Here is a 25647-nt window from a genome sequence, read left to right on the forward strand (position 1 = left end):
GGTGTATATATCTATTATAAAAGCCGTGGTGTAATGTAAAACAAGGAGCATGCAATGAATGTTATCCAAAATGTTAATGAGCTAGGGTCATCAGGCTTAGCGTCTGAATATAAGCGTACTAGTGATACCATTACACACAGTAATGCGGCTGATAACCAAGCTGAAGAAGTCATTACAGAAGATCAGCAAGTTAAAGTTATTCAAAGTTCAGCAGAAGGTGCAGCTGATCAACCATTAACAGCTGAACAGTTAGATAAAGTGGCGCAACAATTGCAGGATTTTGTTGGGGATTTAAATCGAAACATAGAGTTTTCAGTTGATGAAGATTCAGGTCGAGACGTTATTAAAGTAATAGACAAAGACTCGGGTGATTTACTTAAACAATATCCCTCAGAAGAAGTACTAACTTTAGTGTCTAAATTATCAGACATGGTTGGTGGTTTTATTGATGCGAAAGTCTAGTTTTTAGTGAAGTTTAACTATTAAATCCAGTACTTTATTAATGTTATAAATTAAAAGAGAGGTTAACATGGCAGGTATTTCATTTACAGGGATAGGCTCTGGCCTCGAAGTGTCTACAATAGTTGATGCCATTGTTAATTCTGAAAAAGTACCTTATGAATCTCGAATAGCTAGTTTACAAGGCGCGTATACTACAGATATTTCAGCTGTTGGTGCATTAAAATCAGCATTAGAAGCAGTTACTACTTCATTTGAAAGTCTTGGTGATATTGATAAATATCAAAATCGTACTGCAAGTGGTAGGGATGATTTTGTTAGCCTTAGTTCAGATAAAGATGCTGAAGTTGGTCAATATTCGGTTCAAGTTGAAGCGCTAGCGACCCAGCATAAATTAATGTCTTCTGCTATTGATGGCGATGAAGCGGTAGGAGAAGGTACGCTTTCTATAACCTCTGGTGATAATTCGTTTGATGTATTAGTGTCTGATACTGCAACGTTAAGTGATATTCGTGATGCGATAAACGACAGCGCAGAAAACTCTTCCGTTAGTGCCACTATTATTACCGATAGCTCAGGTCAACACTTAGTTTTAAATAGTAAAAATACAGGCCTAGATAACGCTATTACTATTACCGCTTCAGAAGAGAGTAATCAATTAAAGTCAACCGCAGGTTTTGCTTCATCAGACACGTTTGGCTCAGGTACGTTATCTTTTGGGTCTGATGGCAATAACTTTGACATTGCTATAGGTGCTACAGATACTTTGTCAGATATAGTAACGGCTATTAATGAAAGTGAAGATAATACCTCTGTTGTTGCCAGAGTAGTTACTGATGCTACAGGGCAGCATTTAGTTTTTAACTCTATTGAGCCAGGCAGTGCCAATGCTGTTACGGTTACTGCGGCTGATGACGATGGTAATAATGCCGATGCAGCAGGAATTTCTCAGTTTGCCTCTGCCAATATGGACACCCCGAGTGTAACTAACGATGATAATTCGGGCTTGTCTCGTTTGACCGCTGCAGCTAATAATAAGTTAACCTCTGTTAATGGTTTTACTTCAACCGACACCGTTGGCTCAGGCACATTATCATTTAGTTCTGATGGGAATAGCTTTGATGTAGCAATTGGTACGTATGATACGTTAAAAGATATTATGTCAGCGATTAATGAGAACAGTGAAAACACTTCTATTAAAGCTAGCATCGTCAATGATGCTTCAGGCGACCACTTGGTATTCAGTAGTAGGCAGTCAGGTGATGCTCATGCCATTACGGTAACCGCACTAGATGATGATGGTAATGATAATGATATGACGGGTATCTCACAGTTTAACTCTGTTAATCAAACCGCCACCACTAATATTGAAAACATGTCAGAAATTGACAAAGCTACCGATGCTAAAATTACAATTGATGGCACAATCTCTGTTACCAGTAGTTCTAATACGTTTGACTCTGTTATCGACGGTATCACTATTACAGCAAACAAAGTACATGATGTTGACGATGACATTAGTAATATAGCGATTAAAGAAGATAACAGTAATATAGCCGCAGGCATTAATACTTTTATTGAAAGTTTTAATGCGTTGGTTGATTTAAGTGCACAGCTCGGCAAGTCGGGGTTAAATGAGAATGGAGAATTTGAAAATGCAGGGGTTTTAGCTGGTGACTCTATGCTTCGTGGTGTTATGACTAAAATACGTAGCCAATTTAACAAAGCATTTGACTCAGGTAATGATACAACGTTAACGCTATCTCAGTTAGGTATTCGTACCGAACGTGACGGAAAGTTGTCTTTTGAAAAAGAAACCTTAAATGATTTATTGGAAGAATCACCCGATAGAGTGCAAACTTTTTTCCTAGGTGCCGATGGTGATAATGGTTTTGTTAATGACATGGATACTTTTGTCGGTTTTTATACTGATTCTGGTGGTGCAATTGATCAACGAATTACAGGTAAAAATAACCAAATAGACAACTTAACGAGCGATCTTGAAAGTTTTCAATTAAAAATGGCATCGCTAGAAGCTAGGTTACTTTCACAATACAATGCGATGGATCTTATGGTCTCTCAAATGAACTCAACCAGTTCATATTTGTTATCTCAGTTAGAGAATATGCCCGGTGTAGTGAAAAAAGATAGTTAATTTAATAAGCGATTAAAAAAATATGTTGCAGGGGCGAGTACAGCTTTATTTAAGAAGAATTGCACTCGCCCCTGTTTATTCTTAATTCCATAGAAATAGTCCCTCTATTTTTATTAATATGTTCTTCCTCATGAATAAAACCCTTATTAAGTTCAGTAGTGTAGCCCTGTGTAGCGAGTAAATAGAATAAAACTGTATTATACTTGGCGTTGTTATTGCTTGGTATATTATTTAGAACTATGTAAAACTGTCATATAAATTCTAACTCTCAGCAATAACTTGATTTTATTTTATTGTGGCGATCTATTCTCCCAATTATTGAGTCATTAAAAATAATAACTAGTAATGCTTGAAACTTATAAATTGGAGATGTTAATGGAAGACCAATTAATTACCATTCAAAAAATGCTAATGGAAGCAACGTTAGTTGCTAATCTTGATGCGTTAAAAGTGTATATACCTGAAATATATAAAGAATTTAAGGGTTATCAGCCAAAAAATGCAGGTGTCGCTATTGATGAAAATGGACAGATTAATTTATTTAATAATGACTCATTTGTTTACGATGATGCTAAGGAATTTGCAAAACAACAAGTTGATTTATTTATAAAAGACCCCGCTATGATGACTTATACTTTAGATCATCAAGAAGATAAGGATATATTGTTTGAACATGGTCATGTTTTAAAGAAAATATTACATAAACGGCAAAGTGACGTAAAAGAAACATTAAAAAGACCAATAGATGAAGATAAAATAGACTGTATTTGTATGATTGGTTCAGGTTTAGGGTTTCAAATAGAAGCGCTATTTAGTCAAAAAAATGTCATTAATTTCTTCCTTTGTGAGCCTTCTAAAGATGTTTTTTATGCCATGCTACATTGTATTGAACTAAGACCTATTATTGAAAAGTGTATTTCTCTTGGTGGCACGTTTACCGTTCGAGTTGGAGGTTCACCTGCTGGTATCGTTAATGCTATTTCTAATATGCTTCATCAACAAGGGCATTTTAACTTAAGTAGAATGTTCTTTTTTCGCCACTATTTAAGTGACACAACTGCTGACACGGTAAAACTTATTCGTAAAATAGGCCATCGTTGGGGAGCGGGTTGGGGGTTTATGGAAGATGAAATTATTAGCATTTCTCATACGCTCACTAATATTCAAGCAGGTTATAAAATTTGTAAAAAACAAGACTTAAATAATAATGAAATAGCCACAAGGCCTGTTTTTATTGTTGCCAATGGACCATCGTTTGATGAGTCTGTTGATTTTTTACAAAAAAACGCAGATAACATTATTATTGTTAGTTGTGGTACAGGGTTAAAAGCATTACTAAAAAATAATATTAAGCCTGATATTCATATTGAAATGGAGCGTACTGCTGCATTATTACCTTATATAGATGTTATTGAAAAGCAGCAAGAAAACTCAGATATAAAGTTGAAAGATATTCAGATTATTGCGCTTAATACCGTTTACACTGAATTATTAAATCGCTTTAAAAATCCCTTACTTTTAACCAAGCTAAATGATGCTGGTGGTAAACTTATTCAGCAATATGATAAGTTAAATATGTATGCAGCACCTGATTACAGTAATCCAACCGTGAGTAATACCGCGTTAGCGGTTGTTTCATCTCTTGGGTTTAAAAATGTTTATCTTGTTGGCGTTGATTTAGGCTACAAAAGCAGTGAACATCATCATTCAAAAGACAGTATTTATTATGATGAAGCATTTGATAACTTTAATGAGTCTGTGATTGCGAATGAAAATATGCAAGTTGAAGGTAATTTTTGTGAATCTGTTTATACCACCGACATTTTAGATATGTCTCGTGCTAATATTGAGATGCTGTTACAAAGTAATACTGACATAACTGTGTATAACTGTTCTGACGGAGCAAAAATTAAAGGATGCGCGCCTCAGCCTTTATCTGAGCTTAATGAGTTTTCTGACTTTGAAAATAAAGCGTTGGCATTAGAACCACTTTTAAACTCTTCTTTTGATAATAAACAATTTACAGTTAAAAAATTAGATCGCGCTATATCAACGTCATTTAAAGAAGTGAAGGTGATACTTGAACAGTTGATGAAATTTGTTAATGGAAAAATTGAGAACAGAAATGATTTATCAGAAGCTTTCCATTTACAAAATAAATTATTAATGACTCTTAAAGCGCGTGATGAATATAAAGTTAGTTATTGGTTGATGCAAGGTACCTTCAGGTATTTTCAAGCGTACATTATGACTAATTGTTATTATTATGATGATCCCACAGAGCAAAAAGACTTTATAACCTTTAGTTTGAAAGAGCTTCGCAGACACATTAATGCTTTATATCAAGAGTTGGTTTCTTCTTATAACAAACCTTCAAAGGCGTAATTTAAAAGTAGTTAACATAACCATATTATGATGAATTGTATTTTTATACTCTTCATCATAAGCCATTATTAAAGTGTTTTTATAAGCTTTTTGGTGTGATTCATCCCTTACATTTTTAACAAAAGTGAAATGATAAAAATTATGAAATATTTTGATTATTATAAAGAAAAAGCGACCGATGAGAGTTTAACAACAACAGAAAAATGTGGTCGTTATTTAAAACAAAGTGATGATGAGCTCAATATTTTTGATGATGTTTGTTCCAAGCTACCTGCGTTGACTCAAGAAGGTACTCTTATTATTGATATTGGTTGCGGTTGTTCTGACCCAGTAAAAAAGCTCATTAATAATAGTCATACTTACAAAAATAACTTGGTATTGGTTGATAGTTTAGAAATGCTATCGTTATTGCCCGATGCTGATAATATAACTAAAGTTGATATTAAATTTCCCGATAAGTCTTTTGTGGAAACATATCAAAGTAAAGCCGATGCGATTATTGTTTACAGTGTGTTTCATTGTGTGTATCTGGAAAATGATTTTATTATGTTTGTCGACTCTTTAGTCAAACTTTTAAAAAGTGGCGGTACCTTATTACTGGCAGATCTACCCAATGCGACGAAAAAGAAACGTTTTTTGTCGTCAGAGCAAGGAAAATCATTTCATCAAAATTGGAATGGTGGAGAGGAACTTCCCGAGGTTAATTGGAATCAATTTGAAGCAGGCTGTTTAGATGATTCTTTAGTGATGATGTTATTGATGCGTTATCGTCAAATGGGTTATGAAACCTATCTTGTACCACAAAATAAACAGTTGCCTTTTTCTAATACGCGTGAAGATATACTGGTTAGGAAGTGGTAATGAATGACGTTTGGATGTGGCCTAAAACTGAAATTAATAATACAACGGTTACAGATAACAATGCGGTATTAACAGAAATTGAACAATATTTTTCAGCTTTATATGCGCCTTATAAAGTCGTTTACTTTTCACGAGCGAGAGTTGCTATTATGGCTATATCTGCAGTTCGGGAATTATCAAGACCCCAGCTAACTTTTGTTCAACCATTTTCTTCTCATTGTGTACTTTCTGCCATATCCTACCAAAGCACGCCAACAACCGTTAGTTTGGAACAATCTACTCAGCAAGTTATTTATCATCAGTGGGGTAATAAAACGCAAATTAATCAGCAGGTTTACCAAAATGTATTAATTGAAGATATGGTAGATTCGTTAATTTTAACAAATGACAAGAGTGAGTTGTTTCCAAATGATGCGCCTTTTTGTGTTATTTCTTTACCTAAAATTTTACCTGTCTCTGTAGGTTCTATTGTTATTTGTCAACAGGATGATGATTATCAACAGCTAATCAAGCAACGGTTGATTATGGCGCAAGACATTGGCTCGTTTATAAGTCATATTGATATTTCAGCATTTAAAGAAGCTACACTACAAGCAAAGCCAACGCTAGTTCCCGTGATTGATACAGGTATTCAAACATTAGTTGAGAATACTTCAAATAAAATACAGTCAAACTTACTTAGTATTAAAATGATATTTCCAGAGCTATCAATAACGATTACTGATTCGGCAAAAAGGCTACCTTCTAACGTAATTATTTCAACATCAAAATATAAAGAAGAAGAGTTATATAAGCGAGCACCGTTTAATGTTATAGAAAAACAGCGAACCTATTATAATTATCAAGAACAATGTTGTGAAAAAGTTTGGTTATTACCTTGTCATTGCCAAGCTGGCTGGTAAGGATACTTATGTTGAATAATGCAACGTTATTTAAAAGTTTAGTTGGAAGTGTGTTTTCACAAGCGGCATATTTAGACGATAATATGGCAGATTGGCAACGAGTGCTTTCCTTAAGTGAAAACGCTTCTACAGAATATTTAACTTCAACAATTTCTTACCATACCGCTTACCTTGTAACGGCAGAAAATCACTCTTTTGTGATTTACGAAAATCAAGTACCTGTAGCAATTTGGCCTTTAACTTTATATCAAAGAGATAATATTGTTACTTTGCAAAGTTGTTGTAAAAATATTATTCCGCCATTATTTGTTGAAGGAACGAGTAAGAAAATAATTAAAAAGATCTATCAACAGTGTTTTCAATTATTAAAATCTTTTAGTTTGAACAGTCAGAACAATATAGCATTATCTTATAGTCCTATTGATGATATTTTATGGCAACGTATCTTTTCACCTGTTATCAAAGAAATTAATTATCAACAATATTTAATTGCAGATATTAGCGGTCAAATTACCGAGATTAAAAAAATGTTCAGAAAAAGTTACCGCTCGTTAATTAATAAAGGTGAGAAATTGTGGAATGCTCAACTTCATACAACCATGTCTGATAATTTATTAAATCAATTCAGAGCATTTCATATTAAAACTTCAGGTAAAGACACCCGACCATTAACTACTTGGAAAATTCAGCAAGCTATGGTGAATGATGGTGAAGCATTTTGTATTACGCTGCATGATAAAGATGATTATTTAGTTGGCATAGCACTATTTAATCTCAGTCCTTTACAAGCTTCATACAGTGTTGGCGTTTATGAGCGAAGTTTATTTGATTTGCCTCTGGGTCATGTAATTCAGTTTAAAGCTATTGAATATATGAAAGCACTTGGAATTACGCGATATTTCTTAGGTAATCGCCATCATTTATTTGATAAAAATAGGCCGACAGAAAAAGAAAATTCTATCGGTTTTTTTAAAGAGGGCTTTAGTAATAGTATTTATATTGAAGCTAATGCACGTTTGATTTTTAGTTGAATCATGTAAGTACCTACACTCAACAAAATAGAAGTGCTGCTTTTAGCCATTTTTGTATAAAATACTGGTTATTTAGAATATTTCAGGAATATATATTTCACCTCGCCAGCCTAGTTCGTGTAAATTAGCTTTTATTTCTTGATAAAATGAGGATGAAATAATGATTAACATATCTCTATCCTGATTATTCTTTACTAATTTTTTTATCACTGTCGGTGCAAATTCAACCGCTTTGTCAAAACCACAATAAAATTTTCCAGCTTTGTCTGCATTACCGTCTACAATATTTACTGGTTTTATTTTGGCGCTTGATATTAACGATATACCACAAGTGCCTGCACCCCATAAAATAGTTTTTTTCTGTTTGGTTATCGTATTAATATATTTAAATATCGTTTCGTTATTTTTTTGCATATCGGCCATGTTATTCGGTAAAGAAGGCTGTTCTGCGACATTTGAATACTTTGTAAATGCAGTTATTAAATTACCAGCACTGGTGGCAGTGCTTGCTTTTTTATGCCAACCGTACAGCTTTGCTAATTTTACTAAAGAGAATTCTGAAAAAACATGAATGTGTTCTATATGAAAAGCTATGGTTGAATTATTTTCTATGGCCCAATCTAAGCTGGGTGTTTCAATAATCAGTTGTGTTTTGTTAGAGCTGATTAAATTTGTTGCCTTAAAAAAATCTTCAAAATCAAATATATGCTCGATTACATGACGTGAATATATAAGATCGAATGTTTTATTGAATGATTCAATCGCATTAACAGTAAAAAACTCAGTATAAATGTTTAAGCCTTTATCTCTTGCTTCATTGGCAGCATCAATATTTGGTTCAAACCCGACGGCATTATTAACTGAAAACATATTTTTTAGAGCGGCTAACATTTCACCACTTGAAGAGCCCACTTCTAATATTGAAGAAGTGATTTGAGTAGTCAGCGTTAGTTGGTTAATAAAATGCAGGAAATCATCTCTAAAGGTTGTGCCAATATTACTGGGTGGCGGTGTGTAATAATGATGAGAATAGATGTTTTCTAATATACGTTGATTGTCTCCTAGCTGGTAAACATGCGAACAATCACTACACCTTTGGTAATATAAATCAACAGTATAAGGTGGTGGGATAATTGTCGGATCAGGTACAGGATGCTGGTAAATAGGACTATTTTCTAATGTTAAGCATGGTTTTGTATTTTTTGAATGACAAACAGGGCAATTCATAGGTAACCTTTAAATTAATTAAGTTCACGAATAAGCATAAATGCTTCAGCATAATTTACACCAACACTTGAGCCTCTAACTGCTGCTAATGCTGTTATGGCTTCTTTTGAACGTGAATGAGGATAAGGTCTCATTTCTTTAGCATATATATCGAGTAAATTATTTTTATCGACCATGTATTCCGTAATATCTATAAAACAGGAAGGTAAGAAGTAATTTGCTGAACTTTGTATGCCCCATTCAGTGCTTGAGTTTACTTCAAATGTGTAAATACTCGCAATATGACGATTAGGTTGTGGCCTATTCGCAGTCATAACGGCTTGATGAACAATTTGATGATCTATATTTAAATCGCCATAGTGATGAGTATAAATAATATCAGGGGATAATTGACTTAAGACTGATTCAATGGCTTGTACAATGTCAATTAGCGGAATTTTATCCATACTATTGTCAGGAAAGTTGAAAAAATATTGTTTGGCAGACAAATACTTGCCTGCTGCATGTGCCATTTTATTTCGCTCGTTTGCATCAATGTCCTCCGAGTTTTTTCTTGCCGAAACACCGTCAGTCATATAAATAATATGAATTTTATCATTGTCAGCTTTATGTTTTGCCAAGGTGCCCCCGCAACCTATTGCTTCATCATCAGGGTGTGCGACAATCACAAGTATATTTTTATTCATCAATATGCTCCCAGGCTAATGCCGTACCAAATTCAATATTGCAACGCACTTTTTTACCTAAAATTTCATTATAATAGTTTGGTGACAAACCAAAACCGGGTCTAATAATGCGGGTGTTTTTGTCAGATAAAATGTCACCAGCCTGCATGGCTTTTGTAACGTAAATAGATCTACCGTGATGTTTTCCAGGCCTGTTAACATTATTGAAAATATCTTTATTACCTAAGGCCAACCAAGTTGATTTAGTGTCGGCTACGAGTGAGCTTAACTCTTTCGGTATGAGTGAAAAGTCCGCATCAGGCCCACCTAATGCTCTGTCTAAGGTGAAGTGTTTTTCTATGATACTAGCGCCCATTGCTACTGCTGTAATAGCGGGGATGTTGGTTAAACTATGATCGGATAAGCCATAGGGTATACCAAGGGAAGCAAGCTCATTTATAGCTAATAAGTTCATTTGTTCGAAACTTGAAGGATAAGCGCTCACACAATGAAGAATAGCAATGTCAGTACTGCCATGCTCTTTTAAAAAAGCGATACTTTGCTTTATTTCATCTAATGTTGCAATACCTGTTGACATTATTACGGGTTTTTTCGTTTGTGCAACCGCTTTTAATAGAGCAAAATCTTGAATTTCAAAAGACGCTATTTTATATAGAGGGCAATTAAATGTTTCTAATAATTGCACTGATGTTTCATCAAATGGCGAGCTAAATATCATAATGTTATGTTTTTTAGCATGTTCAAATAGCATGCCTGTCCACTCTATGGGCATCGCAATATCTTTATACAATTGATAATAACTTTGTCCTTTCCATAACTCGTCTTGAATAATAAATTCTGGTTTATCACACTCAATTGTTAGTGAGTCAGCAGTATATGTTTGAATTTTTATAGCATCAGCGCCGCATTCTGCTGCTTTTTCAATTATTTTTTTAGCGATTGAAAGGTCACACAAGTGATTATTTGACATTTCGGCAATGATAAAAGGCTTTGTTTTCGATGAAATATTAATGTTATTTAAGTTCATTTGTGAGCGTGTCTTATATCAAAGTGAATAAAAGGTATATTAACCTTGTCGGCAAATAGGCCATCAGTTGTATGATCATCACCAACCATAACAGGTTTGCTACAAGGGTGTTGTTTAGTTATTTTATCAAAAGCATAACGATTAGGTTTTAATTGCTCAGGTATTTTCGATGAACAGATCACAAAAGTTACCCAATCAGGTAATCCTAAACGTTTAAGTTTAGTTGTTTGCACTTGCACTGGTCCATTGGTTACAACAAATACTTTTTTACTTTTTAAGTGTTTTTTTATCAAAGGTACTAAACTATCTGCTTGTTTTATATAGCGACCATCATGGGCAGAATAACTTGCTAACATAACAGGGAGTAAAGTGTTTGGTAACTGGTATTTTGCTAAAGCATCATTAAATAATTTGTTGTATTTATTACCTTTTATTTCTTTTAGATATGATAAATAATCTGCAAAACCAGTGATAGGTAATGAGCATTCTTCTTTTAATGCCGTGGTAATATCTTCAAAAGCACCACGATCAAAGTCTTGCTGTGAGTATATGGTGTTGTCTAAATCAAAAATAACTTCACTAAATGGAGTTAATTGTTCAAATAGTTGCTCTACTAACATGAGTAGTGTTGCCAATAGCGAATGAATTTTTTATTTGTTATAGCGTCAGGCTGTGGCAGCTTTATGGTTTCTTTTGCCCATGATTTTAGGGTTAAATCAATAATATCAAAACCTGCTAATGTTGAGAATATTAAGCTTCCTGAAAAACGAGGATTAATCTCTATTAGATGAGGTATGTTATTTGTGTCTAACATTATTTGGATATTAATAGCGCCTGTAAAGCTGAAAACTTCACAGCATTTTCTAGCCAGCGTTAGTACCGTTTTATTTTGATCTATTTCTCCTATGCGTGATACTCCTGCGGTTTCAAGTCGCTTTCTGGCTACCCCAAACAACCACTGTGATTTATTATCAGTGAGCACATCGACAGTATACTCTACTCCTTGAATCACTTTTTGTATTACCCCTTCTTTTCTAGAAAAATAAGGTATTAATTCATCATCTTCAATATAAAAAATTCCTTTGCTACCTCGACCATAATCAGGTTTAAATATTGCGGGGGCATGTTGAGTTAACGGTGCTACAGGAAGCCCGTTTTTTTGACAATAGTTTTGAAAATTTACTTTACTTGTACAAGTTACTATTGCTTCTTTTGGGCTCAATATAAGTTTATCAGCGACACTGTTGAGCAATTCAGCGTGTTGACATAACAATATTAATTCTTCATCTATAAAAGGAATATAGCAATCAAATTTATTATTGAGTTTATTAATAAAGGGAATGAATTCAATTGAATTGCAAAGCGGCGACAAATAAAATTCATCACAAACACTATTGGCGAGCGCATAACTATGTTCATTTGCATCGATGCCAATGACATAATGTCCTAAGCTTCTAATGTGTTTAATAATTTCGGTTGCTGCGGATGAACCGGCAGCACTTATTAATATTCTCATTTAATTTCTCACAGAATGTTTTTACTCATGCTTTATACAGGTATTAGTTGATGTTGCCTGAACAGGAAAGGATTGAAAATTTTGCACGTTTAATTGGTAAGTAGTCGCTGATGTTTTATGAAAACCTGCGAGTGAAAAAACTTTATGAGATGGAAAATTTTCAGTTGCTACCGTAGCTAAATAAAGTGCCGATTTTTTTAAGGTGCTTAGCTGTTTTAATGCGTTTACGGCATACCCAAACCCCTGACTTTTAGGCGCTATGAGAATAGATATTTCGTATGTATCTACACCGTCGTTAGTTTTGTTCATTTTATCGAGTCGTAATAAACCGACTGTTTGACCAATATTATTATCAAGTAAATATAACTTTCTATTTGAGTCAAGCATACAAGCTTTATACCACTGACTATGTTCTTCCCATGTCGGTGTGTTTGGGTTAATAAAATATTTTCTTATCTCTTTGTTTGACTGCCAATTATAGATTAATTGGCAGTCGTTACTTGTCGCTATTCTAAATGTTATAAGTGCAGTGTTGAGGCGGGACGTTGTTAAAAGATCTGCTACTATTTTATTAGCGATACGATTTGCTCCTTTAGCATCACACACGTTAATACAAGCATCTGACATTTTTTTATAAAGTTTTTTATCGTTAAGTAAAGCATGAAGCGCTGTGTTTATAACATCAATGGTAATCTTTTCATGCCAACCTAAGTTAATTATTGCGTTAGCCTTTGATAAATTATTCGCAATAACTTGCTGGTTGTGAGCATTTATTGTTGTTAAACAAGGTAAGCCTAAACAGCAACGCTCCCACGCCGTGCCGCCACAAGCACCAATTGCTATATCTGCAACTAACATTAAATCAGCCATGTTTTGGCTGTTGACAATTATATTTATCCAAGGACGTTGACGACAAAAGGTCGTTAGCAATGGTAAATGTTTGGATTGACCAGAAATAACAAGCGTTGCGGAAATATTTGGAGATATTACTTTTATTTGTTCAATGGCAAGAAGTGCTAATTGAGATAAATTATTAGGATCTGTGCCACCCATAGAAACAAGAATGTTGGTTTTATTGTTGGCTAATGTATTTATATATGCTTGTCGCTGTTGTAGTGCTTTTGATTGTAATATGGCGAATTCTTCTCTGAGTAGAATATACTTCTCCCCTAGAAATAAATGGCAGTTTGCAGGGACTAATAGGGTATAAGCTTGATGATTAATATTAAATGTTTGATCAAGTAAAAAGTCACAGACATGTTTACGGTTAGCTAGATCATCGATAACGAGGAGTTTTTGATAATAAGGTTTTAATAATTGTTGCCATTGATGATCTATGGCGTAGTGATCAATAACGAGTAGATCTATGTTCGGTAAATCCCTGAGGTGTTCAATACACCCCTGAGCGTCTTGTTCAAAGCTAGCACCTAACCATGTATTCGTTTGTTCAGTAACCAACGCTTGTTCAAGCATTGGTAAAATAAATAATTTAAAATTAGTTTCAGATATTAGGTGATTGATGTTTCCTTCGTGATCGCGACATAGAAAAGTGATTAGCAGGTGTTCATCATTTCTCGGCTTTACTTTAGATGATAACGAGCTTTGCTGTTTGGAATGTGCTTGCGCAAAAGCATGCGCTAAGGTTAAGCACCTCATCACATGACCATAACCAATAATCGTAGAGCTATCTACACGAAAGGCGATATGCATAAATTAACTTTTACTTTGTTTGTGGATTTTTTCATTTTAATTTTTAACTCTCAGCAGATTAACAGAAGTAATAATTAACGTACCTTAAATACAGGCTCTAATAATTCGCCTTTAAAAATAGAATCAAAATTTTTGTTGTTAATGGTGTTAGCTAACAAGGGGAGGACTTCTCCATAAGCTGATAATAATGCATCAATATCCGTTGATTTATGTGCATAGCTTAAATTATGCCCACCACCGATTAAAAACCCTCTTGCTGCCATTTCTTGTAAAAATAATGACTTTAACTGTATGGCGCTATAATCACCTTGTGCACCAATATTTAAGAATGACCAAGCTGCATGGCCAGACAAACTTAACCATGAATTAGCATTTAAGGTGCTTATTTGTTCTGCTAAACCCGTTTGCAGTTTTTCTCCCATGGCGGACAAGTGGGCAACAACATCATTTTGTTCCATAAATTCAATGGTTGCTTTGGCAGCGGCAAGAGATAAGGTTTCACCTGCAAAGGTGCCAGAAAAGAATATATCTTCCATTAGCATCATAATATCTTTGCGCCCAACAACTGCGGATATGGGGTAACCATTTGCCATACCTTTACCAAACGTGGCTAAATCAGGTGTAACACCAAATAATTTTTGTGCACCACCTAAGTGGTAACGAAAGCCTGTTATCGTTTCATCAAAAATTAATACAGCACCATTTTTTTTGCAGAGGGTTTGAACTTCAAGTAAAAAATTATGTTCGGGAAAATTAATATTCATGGGTTCTAGAATAACGGCCGCAACTTTATTACGTTGTTGTTCAAATATTTGCTTTAATGAGGCAATGTCATTGTATTTAAATGTATGGGTTAATGACTTAGTACTTTCTGGAACACCTAAGTCTCGAGTGGTTGAGCCAATATACCAATCTTGCCAGCCGTGATATCCGCATACAGCCACATGTTCTTTTTTAGTGTAGGCACGGGCAAGGCGAATAGCGGCTGAAGTGGCATCACTGCCATTTTTACCAAAGCGAACCATGTCGGCACAAGGGATTAATTCAACAAGCTTTTCTGCTACGTCCATTTCTAGTTTGTGTGGTAGAGAAAAGGTAACACCTGACTTTATTTGTTCAATCACAGCTTTATCTACTGCTGGATTACAATAACCTAAAGAAACCGATAATAACCCACTAACAAAATCAGTATATTGATTGTCGTCAGCATCCCATACTTGGCAACCTTGTCCGCGTTTAATAAATAAAGGAGAAACATGTTTGGGGTAAGCAATACGGCTTTTACTAAAGGTTTGGGAGCCTAAAGGTATTGTTTTTTCAGCACGTTTAAGCCATTGTGATGATTGATGATAAGAACGTGTCATAGTGTTTTTCCTACATGGCTTTGGTTATGGGGTGCTTGATTATCTATTTTTTGATCTGCCAACTCTGATTTTTTAAATCCTTCGTTACGCATAATGTGTTGATTTATTTCTGATAATTCAGGCTGTTTTGTTATTAAGGCTAATATGTCGGTTAGTGTAAAGTTTGAATTACTTGGATATAATGCTTGATATATTTTAGTGACAAAACTGAAGTCTTTTGGCTCATCTACCGTCCAACGGTAATGAGATAGGTCTGGTTGGTGAATATAGTTTGCTTGAGTAAATGAGTGCACGTTATTGCGAATATATGGAGTTACATGTTCACGTTCTGATGGTTTTCTTGCATTATGATGTGCAATTTCTAGAGCCGATAAGCTGAAAACTTCTACATCTAACCCGTCTGGTAATGTTGCTGGCGAGCAGTTTGAGCAATAATCGACTTGCTCTTTTAAATAAAGAGAAATGACGTTGTCGATGATATTAGCGTCAATCAGCGGACAGTCGCCAGTGACTCTTACAATGTGTTTAATTTTACCTTGTGTTTTAGTATTAGCATCCATAGCCGCGAAGTAATATCTAGCCAAAACATCATTGAGCGAACCTCGATAACAAGCAACGTTAAGTTGTTTGCATAGCAAGGCAATAGCCTCGTCATCTTTCTCGACACTTGTTGCAACAATTAATTGATGAGGCGTTTGAACTTGCGCTAATCGCTGTATTTGATGCTCAAGCATAGGTTTACCTAGTATCTTTTTTAATACTTTTCCTGGGAGTCTTGATGAAGATACCCGTGCTTGTAAAATAATTAAAATATCAATCATTATTTAACTTAACCTATGTTCATGCCTATTTTTATTGTTGGGGTATTAAACTGACCATAAGCTTGGATTAATAAAACCAAGGCGCGAATCAGCCAATGAAGATAACTCATTACGTGTTACCGTTAATTCTTTTGCTTGTTGATAAGCATTCACTATTTCTGTTAACTGTTGAACATTGCACACGCCAACGACTATTTTTTCAATAATAGGGCTATCTGTTTTTATTATATGAGGCAACTCTTGTGCCAATAATGCTAAGGCTAAAACCAGTTTAGAGCATGATAGATGCTGGGCTAAATCACTAAACGCGTGCAATTTTTCTTTATAGGGGGCAAAGTAGGAGGGTAAGTGTGCTTGTTCAATAAAAAGTAACCCTTGTAAAAATAGAGAACGCGCATGGATTTTTATTTTTTTATTCGTACAAAGCTGCAAAATATCGGTGGTGATAAATCGTTGGTCAAAAATATTAATAGGCACTTGAACTTTATCAATATCATAAGCTTTTGTAATAGCGATTAATTGCTCTGGATTATAGAGGGACACGCCTATATTGTTGACCAAGTGTTGCGCTTTTAATGATAATAACTGAGAAAAAAAATGCTTACTTTTATTGTGAGTAAGTAAATTGTCTACCTGATGAAATAATAAGGTATCTATGCTATTACATTGTAAATTAGCTAAACTTTGTTCAAAAAAAGGAATAATTGAGTCTTGGTCTTTGCTTAAAGCAGAAATTTTACTAATCAAAGAAAAATGTTCATTTGCCTGAAGTTCACCTAGTATTTGTTCACTGTTACCATAAGCACCAGCGCAGTCTAAGGTATCAATACCTAAAGCAGTGGCTTGCGTTAAAATATCTTTAACTTGGCTTTTAGAGACTTGACCTTGTTGATTACTGATACCGTAATTTAAACCAAATTGTACTGTGCCTAAAGCCAACTTCATTATTATTCACCTGTTAACGTCTGCTTATCATTTAATACATTAATCTCAGATAATAAGGTTTTAATAATATATTGTTGTTCTTTTGCGCTTAAATTTGGATATAACGGTAATGATATTGCCCGTTGATAATAGTTTTCTGCCATAGGAAAATCGTGATTTTTAAATCCTAAATTTTGATAATATGGCTGTAAATGAATGGGAATGTAATGCACATGCGCGTAAATATTTTGTGCTCTTAAGTTGCTTATAATATTTTTATGTGAATTTTTATGCTGCTCTGCTAGTAATACAATATATAAATGATAGCTTGAATAAACACTGCTGGGAGGCGTTAAACAGGTTAATGAACTATTTTCAAAGGCTTGGTCATATATGTGTGCTAGCGCATTTCTTTTAGTTACAAACGTTTCTAATCGGGTAATTTGACTAAGCCCTAATGCTGCTTGTAATTCTGTCATGCGGTAATTAAAACCTAATTCAATCTGTTGGTAGTACCAAGGGCCGTGAGACTTTTCAGTCATATTTTCTTGATCGGAAACTATGCCATGACTACGCAACTGCTGCATTGTTTTAGCTAAATTTTGGTTATTGGTGACAGCTATACCACCTTCAGCGGTAGTAATTATTTTTACTGGGTGAAAGCTAAAAATAGTAATGTCAGAGTATTGGCAACAACCCACAGGCGCGCCTTGATATTTCGCTCCAATTGCATGAGAGGCATCTTCAATTATTTTGAACTGATATTTGATTGATAAAGCATGAATTTCAGCCATGTCACATGACTGACCTGCCAAGTGAACAGGAATAACGACTTTAGGTAAACAATTATTTTTTTTGGCTAAAATGAGTTTTTTTTCTAGGGCGTTTACACACATATTTCCTGTAGATGAATTAATATCAACAAAATCAATGTTAGCGCCACAATAAAGAGCGCTGTTTGCTGTAGCAACAAAAGTAATAGGGCTTGTCCATACTGTGTCTTGTTTACCTACCCCTAAGGCTAAGTTGGCAATATGTAATGCCGATGTAGCACTGTTGACCGCAACCCCATATTTGGCTTGGCAGCAATGATTAATTGCCTGTTCGAATAAAGGAACTTTAGAACCTTGCGTTAAAAAATTTGACTGTAAAACCTCCACAACGGCATCAATATCATCTTGATTAATATCTTGTCTACCATAAGGGATCATTGAAGTCATTATTGTTCAGCGATTTTGTTAAAATTAAGTAGCTCTTGTATAGACAAAAAACATTCATTATTTAACGAGTTATACTCATAACCATGCGCTACTTGTTTTCCTGTTTCATTAAGTCCATTAATTGTAAAGTCGTTACTTCTACTTGAAAAAATTATAGCGGGCGCTATAACAAAATGATCATCATATTCAAATGTGTGGTACGAATCGTCAGAGGGGCACATTATTTCGTGCAATTTTTCACCTGGCCTAATACCGATAATTTTAATTGGAAGATCTGGTGCCATAGCTTTGGCTAAATCAACAATACGCATTGAAGGGATTTTAGGAACGAATATTTCACCACCAAGCATGCGTTCAAAGTTTTTTAAAACAAAATTAACCCCGTCTTGTAAGGTAATCCAAAACCGTGTCATGTCTTCATGAGTAACGGGGATTTCAGTTGCACCGTCATTGAGTATTTTTTTGAAAAAAGGGACAACCGAGCCTCTTGAACCAACAACATTGCCATAACGAACAACTGAAAATAATGTACGATGGCCGCCTGACATATTATTGGCAGCCACAAATAATTTGTCAGATACCAGCTTGGTTGCACCATAAAGGTTTACTGGGTTTGCTGCTTTATCGGTAGAAAGCGCAATAACCTTCTCAACGTTATTAGCAAGTGCGGCAGCAATAACATTTTCAGCACCTTTAATATTGGTTTTAATGCATTCTGTTGGGTTGTACTCAGCAGCGGGTACTTGTTTTAACGCAGCGGCATGAATGATGTAATCTACGCCATTCATTGCTTGAGTTAAACGTTCTTTGTCTCGTACATCGCCAATAAAATAACGCATACAAGGTAGATTAAAATCCTGTTGCATTTCAAATTGTTTTAATTCATCACGTGAGTAAATAATTATTTTTTTAGGAGAATAACGCTCAAGCAGTGTTTTGACATACTTTTGTCCAAAAGACCCCGTGCCACCAGTGATGAGAATGTTTTTATTGTTGAACATTACTTTAGATACCTTTCAGGGTTATTTTATAGTGTATTTACTACATCGTTTTTTGAAATAATTAATTTAGTTTAAATGTTTTTATTATCAGCCATTATTTTAGTTATATAGTTTTGCTTAACTGTATTTTTAAACATACTAAAATTGACCTATAGAATAGGCATATAATATACCAATTAACTTTTTAAGTGAATATAGCTTTTATGGATTACATTGTAAGTATATGAAAAATAATTAGGAAGGTAATACCAAGTTGATTAAGTTCTTTCCCACTCAGCGAGAATTAAAAGGCTTAGATGCATCGACCTAATATTTTTTATAAAGGTCTCTAACTTTATTACTATTTTTTAACTTACTCATTTGTTGAGCCAATACTTGCTTATTATTTTTTGATAATAAAGAAAGTTGCTCATCTAAGGTAACTATTTCATTAACCATAGTTAACTCAACACTGAGTTGTTTTTGTGAATAGGTTTCAAATAACTGGCTGATCAGAGAGTGACGAACATTTGACAAGCTAAGTAATTGTTCATCATTGAGTTGTTCTGTATTAATGGACAAATTATTGTTGTACACATTTTCATTGTTAGTCGCAATAGCGTTTGCCATTTTTATATCAAGTTGCGACAGTAACTGCCGCGATACTTTGATAATGGCTTCAAGATTTTTGGTGAGTTTACTGGGCACTAAAAGCTTACCTTGCCTTGCTCGGCTGGTGGAATTGAATCCCAGCCTGATTTGATTGGAATAATGATAAGTGCAATTTCATTAAGCAAGTCTATGTCATTATTGGCATTTGCCTCGAACAATTTTTGAGAGCAAAAACTATATAATGCCGATAGGTTATCTGAAATCTCTCCGCCTTTTTCATGATCTAAAGAGGCTTCTAATACACCCACAATAGCAATTGCATTTGATAATTGAGCCCCTTTTTTGGCATAATCTTTTTGAACAATAGCGCCTTTTGCCGTTGCAATATTATCTAATAATTTTTGAAATAATAGAGCAACTAATTGATAAGGAGAAGCTTCTCCAGCATTACTCAGCGTTGTTTGTTGATACTTTTTTAACGATAAATGAGCCATTACACCCTCCAAAAATAATAACACGGACAATGTGTTATAAAGTCAATGTATGTTTTTGTCATTTTAACCAAGATTTTTCACATGGTTCATACATTTTAGCGCTCATAAAAACTAGTTATTGTCCATTGCATTGTTGTTTATGACTACTGAAAGCCCTTCGCTTTGTGCTTTTTTGAAAGCTTCAATAAGCACAGCATGATTTATACCTTCAATATTCTCTATAAGACCATTATCGGTGATTTCAATATTATCCCAACCTCTATCAACCAGATATTTTTCTATGTCGGCTAGTTGTTCGTTTAAATCATCGTGCTTTACAAACATATTAAAGCCGTGTCTATTACCTTTTACTTGTTCGCCTTCAGTTAGCATGTATTCGGCGCTGCCATTTAATATTAGCATTTTTTTCCCCGTTTAGTTGGTAGATTTATAATGTAATATACATAAAATGTGCCATTATTTTTTGACATATATATTTTATCATCACTTTAATTTGTCACTTTTTGGCTAAGTGCCGCTTTATTTGTATTTAGTAAGGCAGCATAAATTGCTTTGTACACTAAACATTATAACTGTGCTGCTAAATAGGTAATTCATTTTATGTAATACCTATATCGACAGAGATTCTTTTTTCTTTATATTTTTACTTTATATTTTTATAGTAGCCAAAAAAATGACGATGTAGTGTCAATTTCTTGTTGCCTATTTCTAACTAATTGTTAGAATAATTAACAGCGTTAACCTAATGTATATAATTAACAGTTGCTTATGAAATCAACCTCGCATCTTCAAGGACATAAAAAAACACTTATTATTGATGATGATGCAAGTAGATCTCATCAAATGGCAACAGTGTTGTCATTTATTGGTGAATATTTTTTACAATCTTCACAAACGCAAGCAGCAAGTAGTATAAATGAAAGTGAGCATATACTAACTATTATTCTTTCAGGAATTCTATCACCTGAAACCGTCGCGTTAGTTGAAAAATACCCAAAAATTCCTTTTCTTTTGCATGACGTAGCAGATGCTAACATTTTAGATGGATATGTTAATGTTATTGGGAGTTTAACTACGCCTTTGAATTATGCGCAGTTAACAGAACTTATTCACCATTGTCATCAATATCACAATAAGTTGCCTCGTACTGGGCAATATCTTAATTCTAGTACATTATTTCGTTCGTTAGTGGGTACAAGTAAATTAATGAATGATGTGCGCTTTTTAATTGAGCAAGTAGCAAAAAATCCTGCCAGTGTGTTAGTGCTTGGTGAATCGGGCACAGGTAAAGAAGTGGTTGCCCGAAATATTCATAACTTATCTGATCGTGCAGAATGTGCTTTTGTGCCTGTTAATTGTGGTGCTATTCCCGCAGAATTACTTGAAAGTGAGTTGTTTGGTCATGAGAAAGGAGCTTTTACAGGTGCTATTTCAGCACGCAAAGGGCGATTTGAATTAGCAGAGGGCGGCACTTTATTTTTAGATGAAATTGGTGATATGCCACAGCCCATGCAAGTTAAGTTGTTACGCGTGTTACAAGAGCGTACTTTTGAGCGAGTGGGTGGTAGTAAAAGCTTAAAGGCTGATGTACGTATTATTGCGGCAACTCATCAAAACTTAGAAGATATGATTAAAACAGGGGATTTTCGTGAAGATTTATTTTATCGCCTAAATGTTTTTCCGATTGAGACACCAGCATTGCGAGAGCGAAAAGAAGATATCCCGTTATTATTAAAAGAGCTGCTCTCTCGTTTTGAATACGAACAAAAGAGAACCGTTCGTTTTACAGATAAAGCAGTAGAGTCATTGATGGAACATTCATGGCAAGGTAATGTTCGTGAATTATCTAACCTAATAGAGCGCATGTTAATTATGTATGGAGATCAAATTGTTGACGTAGCCGAATTACCGCATAAATATCAGCATATTGAAGTAGAAGAATATACACCGCAATACCCAGAAGAGTTACAAGAAAAAGAAGCTATTAATGAATTGTTTGGTGGTTTTGATTTTGATGATGATGACAATGATGACAGCACAGACGATGTTCAAAACGACGATAATAACCATGAAATAAGTACTGCTTCAAATAATGCCAATGTTTTACCCGCAGGTGGATTAAATTTGAAAGAGTATTTGGCAGAGTTAGAAGTATCTCTTATTACTCAATCATTAACTAAACATGACTATGTCGTTGCTAGGGCTGCAGAAACACTTGGTATGCGTAGAACCACGTTAGTTGAGAAAATGCGTAAATATAACTTACAAAAACCTGGATAAACTTAAGCAAAGTTATTGTTTACGTAACGAAAGTCAGTAAATTAGTACTTGGTTTGTTGGCTCTATGCCAATAGTTTGACAGCAAAACCCCTGCTTTAAATGCTTTAACTATTTGAAATTTAAATATAAAAACCATGGCATGTAAAATGCATTAATCAGCATGAACTAAATTTTATTTGGATGTTGGTTTTATGGCACTTGCACAGCACTTTATCGCTAATAATGGTTTTAACCCTGTAAACTTACCTTTAGCTAACAATGTATTAGCAGAAGATACATTGTTAGAAAAAGAAGCCTTTCCTGGTGAGCTGGCGTCATTGCGTGCGCAGCTGTCTAAAAGTCACGTAACACAGCAAAAGTTGTTTGATGCTAATCTTCAACACGAACAAAACCAACAGGCAAAAGATACACAAATGGCTGATCAGCTAATAGAAATGATGCCTACAGGTCTGGTTATGCTTGATGGTAATGGCGTTGTTGTTAAAATCAATAAAGTGGCGAGCGCTTTACTCGATGAACCTATTTTAGGGCAAGCTTGGTTTGATGTGATAGCACGTTCATTTAAACCCAGAGCAGATGATTGGCATGAAGTTTCGTTAAAAGATGGTCGCCGGGTGAAGTTAGAAATAGCAAGTTTAGGTACGCAACCAGGCCAATTGATCATGATTACCGATCTAACAGAAACAAGATTACTACAAGATAAAGTAGGTCAAATGCAACGACTTTCATCGTTGGGTCGTATGGTGTCAACATTAGCACATCAAATTCGTACGCCACTGTCTGCAGCTATGTTATATAGCGCCAACTTATCAAATAGAAATTTATCTGACGTTGCACGAAGTAACTTTCAAGAAAAGCTAAGTTCAAGGTTACGTGATCTAGAGCAGCAAGTGAATGATATGTTGCTGTTCTCTAAAAGTGGTCATGAGCAAGTCGTTAGATCATTATCAGTGAATGAATTAATTAATGAGAGTGTTCAAGCAATGGATGCGTTAATTAGCAAAGCAAATGCACGTGTTAATATACATTTATCAAATAAAGATCATTATATTCTAGCCAATAAAAATGCGCTAACAGGTGCATTACAAAATATATTACATAATGCCTTACAGGCAACTGACAGTAACCTAATTAACGCGGTTATTAATATTCAGGTCTATAGTCAATCGGATGCCGTTTTTATAAGCGTTAAAGATAATGGTCCAGGTATTGTAAACAAAAACATTGATAAAATATTTGAACCTTTTTACACCTCGAGCAGCAAAGGTACAGGGCTTGGCCTAGCGGTTGTTAAATCGGTTGTTGAAGCACATCAAGGTATAGTGAAGTATTTAAGTAAACCCGGAGAGGGCGCACATTTTTGCCTAAAATTACCTCTGTTGGTATCAGACAACTTCACACCATCAAATGCAAGCCACAACATCAATAAACAGGAGAAGTCACATGAGTCATCATAAAGTACTGGTTGTTGAAGATGATGCTGGTTTACGAGAGGCCTTAATTGATACGCTTTCGTTGGCAAATTATCAATGTGTTGAAGCTGACTCTGGCGAAAACGCCATAATGTTATTAAAAAACCACAGTGTTGATATTGTGGTGAGTGATGTGCAAATGGGCGGTATGTCAGGGCTGTCTTTATTAAAAAACATTAAAAACCTTTATCCTAATTTACCCGTATTATTGATGACCGCTTACGGTACAATTGATGATGCTGTACAGGCTATGCAAGATGGAGCATGTAATTATATTGCCAAGCCTTTTTCTCCTGAAGTATTGTTGAATACGGTTAGTCAATATATCCCTCTGTCAAACGTTAATAATAATACGCCGATAGTGGCAGATAAAAACAGCATTGAATTATTGAGTTTAGCACGTAAAGTTGCAACAACTGAAGCCTCTGTTATGGTGCTTGGCCCGAGTGGTTCTGGTAAAGAAGTATTAGCGCAGTATGTTCACAATAATTCTCCAAGAGCACAACAACCTTTTATTGCCATTAACTGTGCTGCAATTCCCGAAAATATGCTTGAAGCAACCCTATTCGGCTATGAAAAAGGCGCATTTACGGGCGCAATTCAAGCTTGCCCTGGGAAATTTGAACAAGCACAAGGAGGTACTATTTTACTTGATGAAATAACTGAAATGGATTTGGGGTTACAGGCCAAAATTTTACGAGTATTACAAGAGCGCGAAGTAGAGCGTTTAGGTGGACGAAAAACCATTAAACTAGATGTACGCGTTATTGCAACCAGCAACCGTAATCTTAAAGAAGCGGTGAGCAAAGGTGATTTTAGGGAAGATCTTTATTATCGCTTAAATGTGTTTCCATTAACTTGGCTCCCTTTAGCTGAACGCCCTGATGATATTTTGCCATTAGCACAACACATGGTGGCGAGTTATTGTCAAAAAAATGGTGACCAAGTTGCAACCTTTAATCCCGCAGCACGTAGTAAACTTAACGCATACCACTGGCCAGGTAATGTTCGTGAACTAGATAATGTGATTCAGAGAGCTTTGATACTGCATACGAATCAAGTTATTGATGCGGCTGATTTGATGATTGAAAATTTTGAAACGGCTAAGGTGAATGACACTGAGAAAGTTGCTACCCCAGACGATAAATTAGGCAGTGAGTTAAAACTGCAAGAACATCAAATAATACTTGATACGTTACAAGCGTGCCATGGTAGTAGAAAAGCAGTGGCTGAACGTTTAGGTATTAGTCCACGTACATTACGGTATAAAATTGCAAGAATGCGTGATTCAGGCATTAAAATACCAGCCTAGAAGTACACAACCTAAAGGTGGGCGACAATCTATTCATACCGTTTGTTAGTGTGATTAGATTCCGTTCACTAATTTTTCTTTTTCTTTGTAATTCTAATTTTTTCTTACCCGAGACCTCATTACTCGACACTTCCACTATTCTAAACTTTCTTGGCACCATGCTTGCAGTATCAATAAATAGAGATATTTTTCATTGCTTAATAGCAAAA

Annotated in this window: 23 protein-coding genes; 9 read left to right on the forward strand and 14 right to left on the reverse strand. The window is 34.9% G+C overall.

What is annotated here, in order from left to right:
• The first annotated feature begins 54 nt into the window (after positions 1–54).
• The 6 genes from ACE1OF_RS02095 to ACE1OF_RS02120 all read left to right on the forward strand — a co-directional run bounded on the left by ACE1OF_RS02095 (position 55) and on the right by ACE1OF_RS02120 (position 7793).
• Positions 55–462, forward strand: coding sequence for a flagellar protein FlaG (locus tag ACE1OF_RS02095; protein WP_448892366.1), 408 nt, complete (start codon positions 55–57; stop codon positions 460–462).
• A gap of 67 nt (positions 463–529) precedes the next feature.
• Positions 530–2614 (forward strand): flagellar filament capping protein FliD, encoded by a 2085-nt coding sequence (gene fliD / locus ACE1OF_RS02100; protein WP_448892367.1) that lies wholly within the window; start codon positions 530–532, stop codon positions 2612–2614.
• A gap of 375 nt (positions 2615–2989) precedes the next feature.
• Positions 2990–4999 (forward strand): motility associated factor glycosyltransferase family protein, encoded by a 2010-nt coding sequence (locus ACE1OF_RS02105; protein ID WP_448892368.1) that lies wholly within the window; start codon positions 2990–2992, stop codon positions 4997–4999.
• Between the two features lie 141 nt (positions 5000–5140).
• Complete coding sequence (locus tag ACE1OF_RS02110; protein ID WP_448892370.1) at positions 5141–5860, forward strand: hypothetical protein; 720 nt, start codon at positions 5141–5143, stop codon at positions 5858–5860.
• Positions 5860–6762, forward strand: coding sequence for a hypothetical protein (locus ACE1OF_RS02115; protein WP_448892371.1), 903 nt, complete (start codon positions 5860–5862; stop codon positions 6760–6762). Before ACE1OF_RS02110 ends, ACE1OF_RS02115 begins: the two co-directional genes overlap by 1 nt.
• Positions 6763–6770: 8 nt before the next feature.
• Complete coding sequence (locus ACE1OF_RS02120) at positions 6771–7793, forward strand: hypothetical protein (protein ID WP_448892372.1); 1023 nt, start codon at positions 6771–6773, stop codon at positions 7791–7793.
• A 72-nt stretch (positions 7794–7865) separates the two neighbouring features.
• Here ACE1OF_RS02120 and ACE1OF_RS02125 read toward each other — a convergent pair whose 3' ends face one another.
• The 14 genes from ACE1OF_RS02125 to ACE1OF_RS02190 form a co-directional block, all read right to left on the reverse strand.
• Positions 7866–9020 (reverse strand): class I SAM-dependent methyltransferase, encoded by a 1155-nt coding sequence (locus tag ACE1OF_RS02125; RefSeq protein ID WP_448892374.1) that lies wholly within the window; start codon positions 9018–9020, stop codon positions 7866–7868.
• A gap of 14 nt (positions 9021–9034) precedes the next feature.
• Positions 9035–9706, reverse strand: a complete 672-nt coding sequence (locus ACE1OF_RS02130) for a PIG-L deacetylase family protein (RefSeq protein WP_448892376.1) — start codon at positions 9704–9706, stop codon at positions 9035–9037.
• Entirely contained in the window at positions 9699–10733 is a 1035-nt protein-coding gene (pseI, locus tag ACE1OF_RS02135) for a pseudaminic acid synthase (protein WP_448892378.1), read from the reverse strand. Before pseI ends, ACE1OF_RS02130 begins: the two co-directional genes overlap by 8 nt.
• A complete protein-coding gene (locus tag ACE1OF_RS02140) occupies positions 10730–11353 on the reverse strand; it encodes an HAD family hydrolase (RefSeq protein WP_448892379.1) in 624 nt (207 codons plus the stop codon). Before ACE1OF_RS02140 ends, pseI begins: the two co-directional genes overlap by 4 nt.
• Complete coding sequence (locus ACE1OF_RS02145) at positions 11347–12249, reverse strand: ATP-grasp domain-containing protein (RefSeq protein ID WP_448892380.1); 903 nt, start codon at positions 12247–12249, stop codon at positions 11347–11349. Before ACE1OF_RS02145 ends, ACE1OF_RS02140 begins: the two co-directional genes overlap by 7 nt.
• Before the next feature lie 21 nt (positions 12250–12270).
• The gene (gene pseG / locus ACE1OF_RS02150; RefSeq protein WP_448892382.1) at positions 12271–13959 is read right to left on the reverse strand and encodes a UDP-2,4-diacetamido-2,4,6-trideoxy-beta-L-altropyranose hydrolase; all 1689 of its coding nucleotides are present in this window, start codon (positions 13957–13959) and stop codon (positions 12271–12273) included.
• Positions 13960–14033: 74 nt separating this feature from the next.
• The gene (locus ACE1OF_RS02155) at positions 14034–15323 is read right to left on the reverse strand and encodes an aminotransferase class III-fold pyridoxal phosphate-dependent enzyme (RefSeq protein ID WP_448892383.1); all 1290 of its coding nucleotides are present in this window, start codon (positions 15321–15323) and stop codon (positions 14034–14036) included.
• Positions 15320–16144 carry a cytidylyltransferase domain-containing protein gene (locus ACE1OF_RS02160; protein WP_448892384.1) on the reverse strand — a complete coding sequence of 275 codons (825 nt, stop codon included), beginning with the start codon at positions 16142–16144 and terminating at the stop codon, positions 15320–15322. Before ACE1OF_RS02160 ends, ACE1OF_RS02155 begins: the two co-directional genes overlap by 4 nt.
• A 45-nt stretch (positions 16145–16189) precedes the next feature.
• Positions 16190–17089, reverse strand: a complete 900-nt coding sequence (locus ACE1OF_RS02165; RefSeq protein WP_448892386.1) for an aldo/keto reductase — start codon at positions 17087–17089, stop codon at positions 16190–16192.
• A gap of 2 nt (positions 17090–17091) precedes the next feature.
• A complete protein-coding gene (gene pseC / locus ACE1OF_RS02170) occupies positions 17092–18279 on the reverse strand; it encodes a UDP-4-amino-4,6-dideoxy-N-acetyl-beta-L-altrosamine transaminase (RefSeq protein ID WP_448892601.1) in 1188 nt (395 codons plus the stop codon).
• An 8-nt stretch (positions 18280–18287) separates the two neighbouring features.
• The gene (pseB, locus tag ACE1OF_RS02175; protein ID WP_448892387.1) at positions 18288–19289 is read right to left on the reverse strand and encodes a UDP-N-acetylglucosamine 4,6-dehydratase (inverting); all 1002 of its coding nucleotides are present in this window, start codon (positions 19287–19289) and stop codon (positions 18288–18290) included.
• A gap of 306 nt (positions 19290–19595) precedes the next feature.
• On the reverse strand, positions 19596–19976 hold the full coding sequence (locus ACE1OF_RS02180; RefSeq protein ID WP_448892389.1) for a hypothetical protein: 381 nt from the start codon (positions 19974–19976) through the stop codon (positions 19596–19598).
• Entirely contained in the window at positions 19976–20374 is a 399-nt protein-coding gene (fliS, locus tag ACE1OF_RS02185) for a flagellar export chaperone FliS (protein ID WP_448892390.1), read from the reverse strand. Before fliS ends, ACE1OF_RS02180 begins: the two co-directional genes overlap by 1 nt.
• 111 nt (positions 20375–20485) lie before the next feature.
• Positions 20486–20776, reverse strand: a complete 291-nt coding sequence (locus ACE1OF_RS02190) for a hypothetical protein (RefSeq protein WP_448892392.1) — start codon at positions 20774–20776, stop codon at positions 20486–20488.
• A gap of 366 nt (positions 20777–21142) precedes the next feature.
• On the opposite strand from ACE1OF_RS02190, the gene ACE1OF_RS02195 reads away from it, so the two are divergent.
• The 3 genes from ACE1OF_RS02195 (at position 21143) to ACE1OF_RS02205 (ending at position 25438) form a co-directional block, all read left to right on the forward strand.
• Positions 21143–22654 (forward strand): sigma-54 dependent transcriptional regulator, encoded by a 1512-nt coding sequence (locus ACE1OF_RS02195; protein WP_448892393.1) that lies wholly within the window; start codon positions 21143–21145, stop codon positions 22652–22654.
• A gap of 191 nt (positions 22655–22845) precedes the next feature.
• Positions 22846–24111, forward strand: a complete 1266-nt coding sequence (locus tag ACE1OF_RS02200; RefSeq protein ID WP_448892394.1) for a sensor histidine kinase — start codon at positions 22846–22848, stop codon at positions 24109–24111.
• A complete protein-coding gene (locus ACE1OF_RS02205; protein WP_448892396.1) occupies positions 24098–25438 on the forward strand; it encodes a sigma-54-dependent transcriptional regulator in 1341 nt (446 codons plus the stop codon). The genes ACE1OF_RS02200 and ACE1OF_RS02205 overlap by 14 nt, the downstream gene beginning before the upstream one ends.
• Positions 25439–25647 lie beyond the last annotated feature (209 nt).

The sequence above is a fragment of the Colwellia sp. E150_009 genome (assembly GCF_053543955.1).

Coding starts and splice junctions, on each gene's coding strand:
- ACE1OF_RS02095 (WP_448892366.1), top strand. CDS start 55: ATGAATGTTATCCAAAATGTTAATGAGCTAGGGTCATCAGGCTTAGCG.
- fliD (WP_448892367.1), top strand. CDS start 530: ATGGCAGGTATTTCATTTACAGGGATAGGCTCTGGCCTCGAAGTGTCT.
- ACE1OF_RS02105 (WP_448892368.1), top strand. CDS start 2,990: ATGGAAGACCAATTAATTACCATTCAAAAAATGCTAATGGAAGCAACG.
- ACE1OF_RS02110 (WP_448892370.1), top strand. CDS start 5,141: ATGAAATATTTTGATTATTATAAAGAAAAAGCGACCGATGAGAGTTTA.
- ACE1OF_RS02115 (WP_448892371.1), top strand. CDS start 5,860: ATGAATGACGTTTGGATGTGGCCTAAAACTGAAATTAATAATACAACG.
- ACE1OF_RS02120 (WP_448892372.1), top strand. CDS start 6,771: ATGTTGAATAATGCAACGTTATTTAAAAGTTTAGTTGGAAGTGTGTTT.
- ACE1OF_RS02125 (WP_448892374.1), bottom strand. CDS start 9,020: ATGAATTGCCCTGTTTGTCATTCAAAAAATACAAAACCATGCTTAACA.
- ACE1OF_RS02130 (WP_448892376.1), bottom strand. CDS start 9,706: ATGAATAAAAATATACTTGTGATTGTCGCACACCCTGATGATGAAGCA.
- pseI (WP_448892378.1), bottom strand. CDS start 10,733: ATGAACTTAAATAACATTAATATTTCATCGAAAACAAAGCCTTTTATC.
- ACE1OF_RS02140 (WP_448892379.1), bottom strand. CDS start 11,353: ATGTTAGTAGAGCAACTATTTGAACAATTAACTCCATTTAGTGAAGTT.
- ACE1OF_RS02145 (WP_448892380.1), bottom strand. CDS start 12,249: ATGAGAATATTAATAAGTGCTGCCGGTTCATCCGCAGCAACCGAAATT.
- pseG (WP_448892382.1), bottom strand. CDS start 13,959: ATGCATATCGCCTTTCGTGTAGATAGCTCTACGATTATTGGTTATGGT.
- ACE1OF_RS02155 (WP_448892383.1), bottom strand. CDS start 15,323: ATGACACGTTCTTATCATCAATCATCACAATGGCTTAAACGTGCTGAA.
- ACE1OF_RS02160 (WP_448892384.1), bottom strand. CDS start 16,144: ATGATTGATATTTTAATTATTTTACAAGCACGGGTATCTTCATCAAGA.
- ACE1OF_RS02165 (WP_448892386.1), bottom strand. CDS start 17,089: ATGAAGTTGGCTTTAGGCACAGTACAATTTGGTTTAAATTACGGTATC.
- pseC (WP_448892601.1), bottom strand. CDS start 18,279: ATGATCCCTTATGGTAGACAAGATATTAATCAAGATGATATTGATGCC.
- pseB (WP_448892387.1), bottom strand. CDS start 19,289: ATGTTCAACAATAAAAACATTCTCATCACTGGTGGCACGGGGTCTTTT.
- fliS (WP_448892390.1), bottom strand. CDS start 20,374: ATGGCTCATTTATCGTTAAAAAAGTATCAACAAACAACGCTGAGTAAT.
- ACE1OF_RS02190 (WP_448892392.1), bottom strand. CDS start 20,776: ATGCTAATATTAAATGGCAGCGCCGAATACATGCTAACTGAAGGCGAA.
- ACE1OF_RS02195 (WP_448892393.1), top strand. CDS start 21,143: ATGAAATCAACCTCGCATCTTCAAGGACATAAAAAAACACTTATTATT.
- ACE1OF_RS02200 (WP_448892394.1), top strand. CDS start 22,846: ATGGCACTTGCACAGCACTTTATCGCTAATAATGGTTTTAACCCTGTA.
- ACE1OF_RS02205 (WP_448892396.1), top strand. CDS start 24,098: ATGAGTCATCATAAAGTACTGGTTGTTGAAGATGATGCTGGTTTACGA.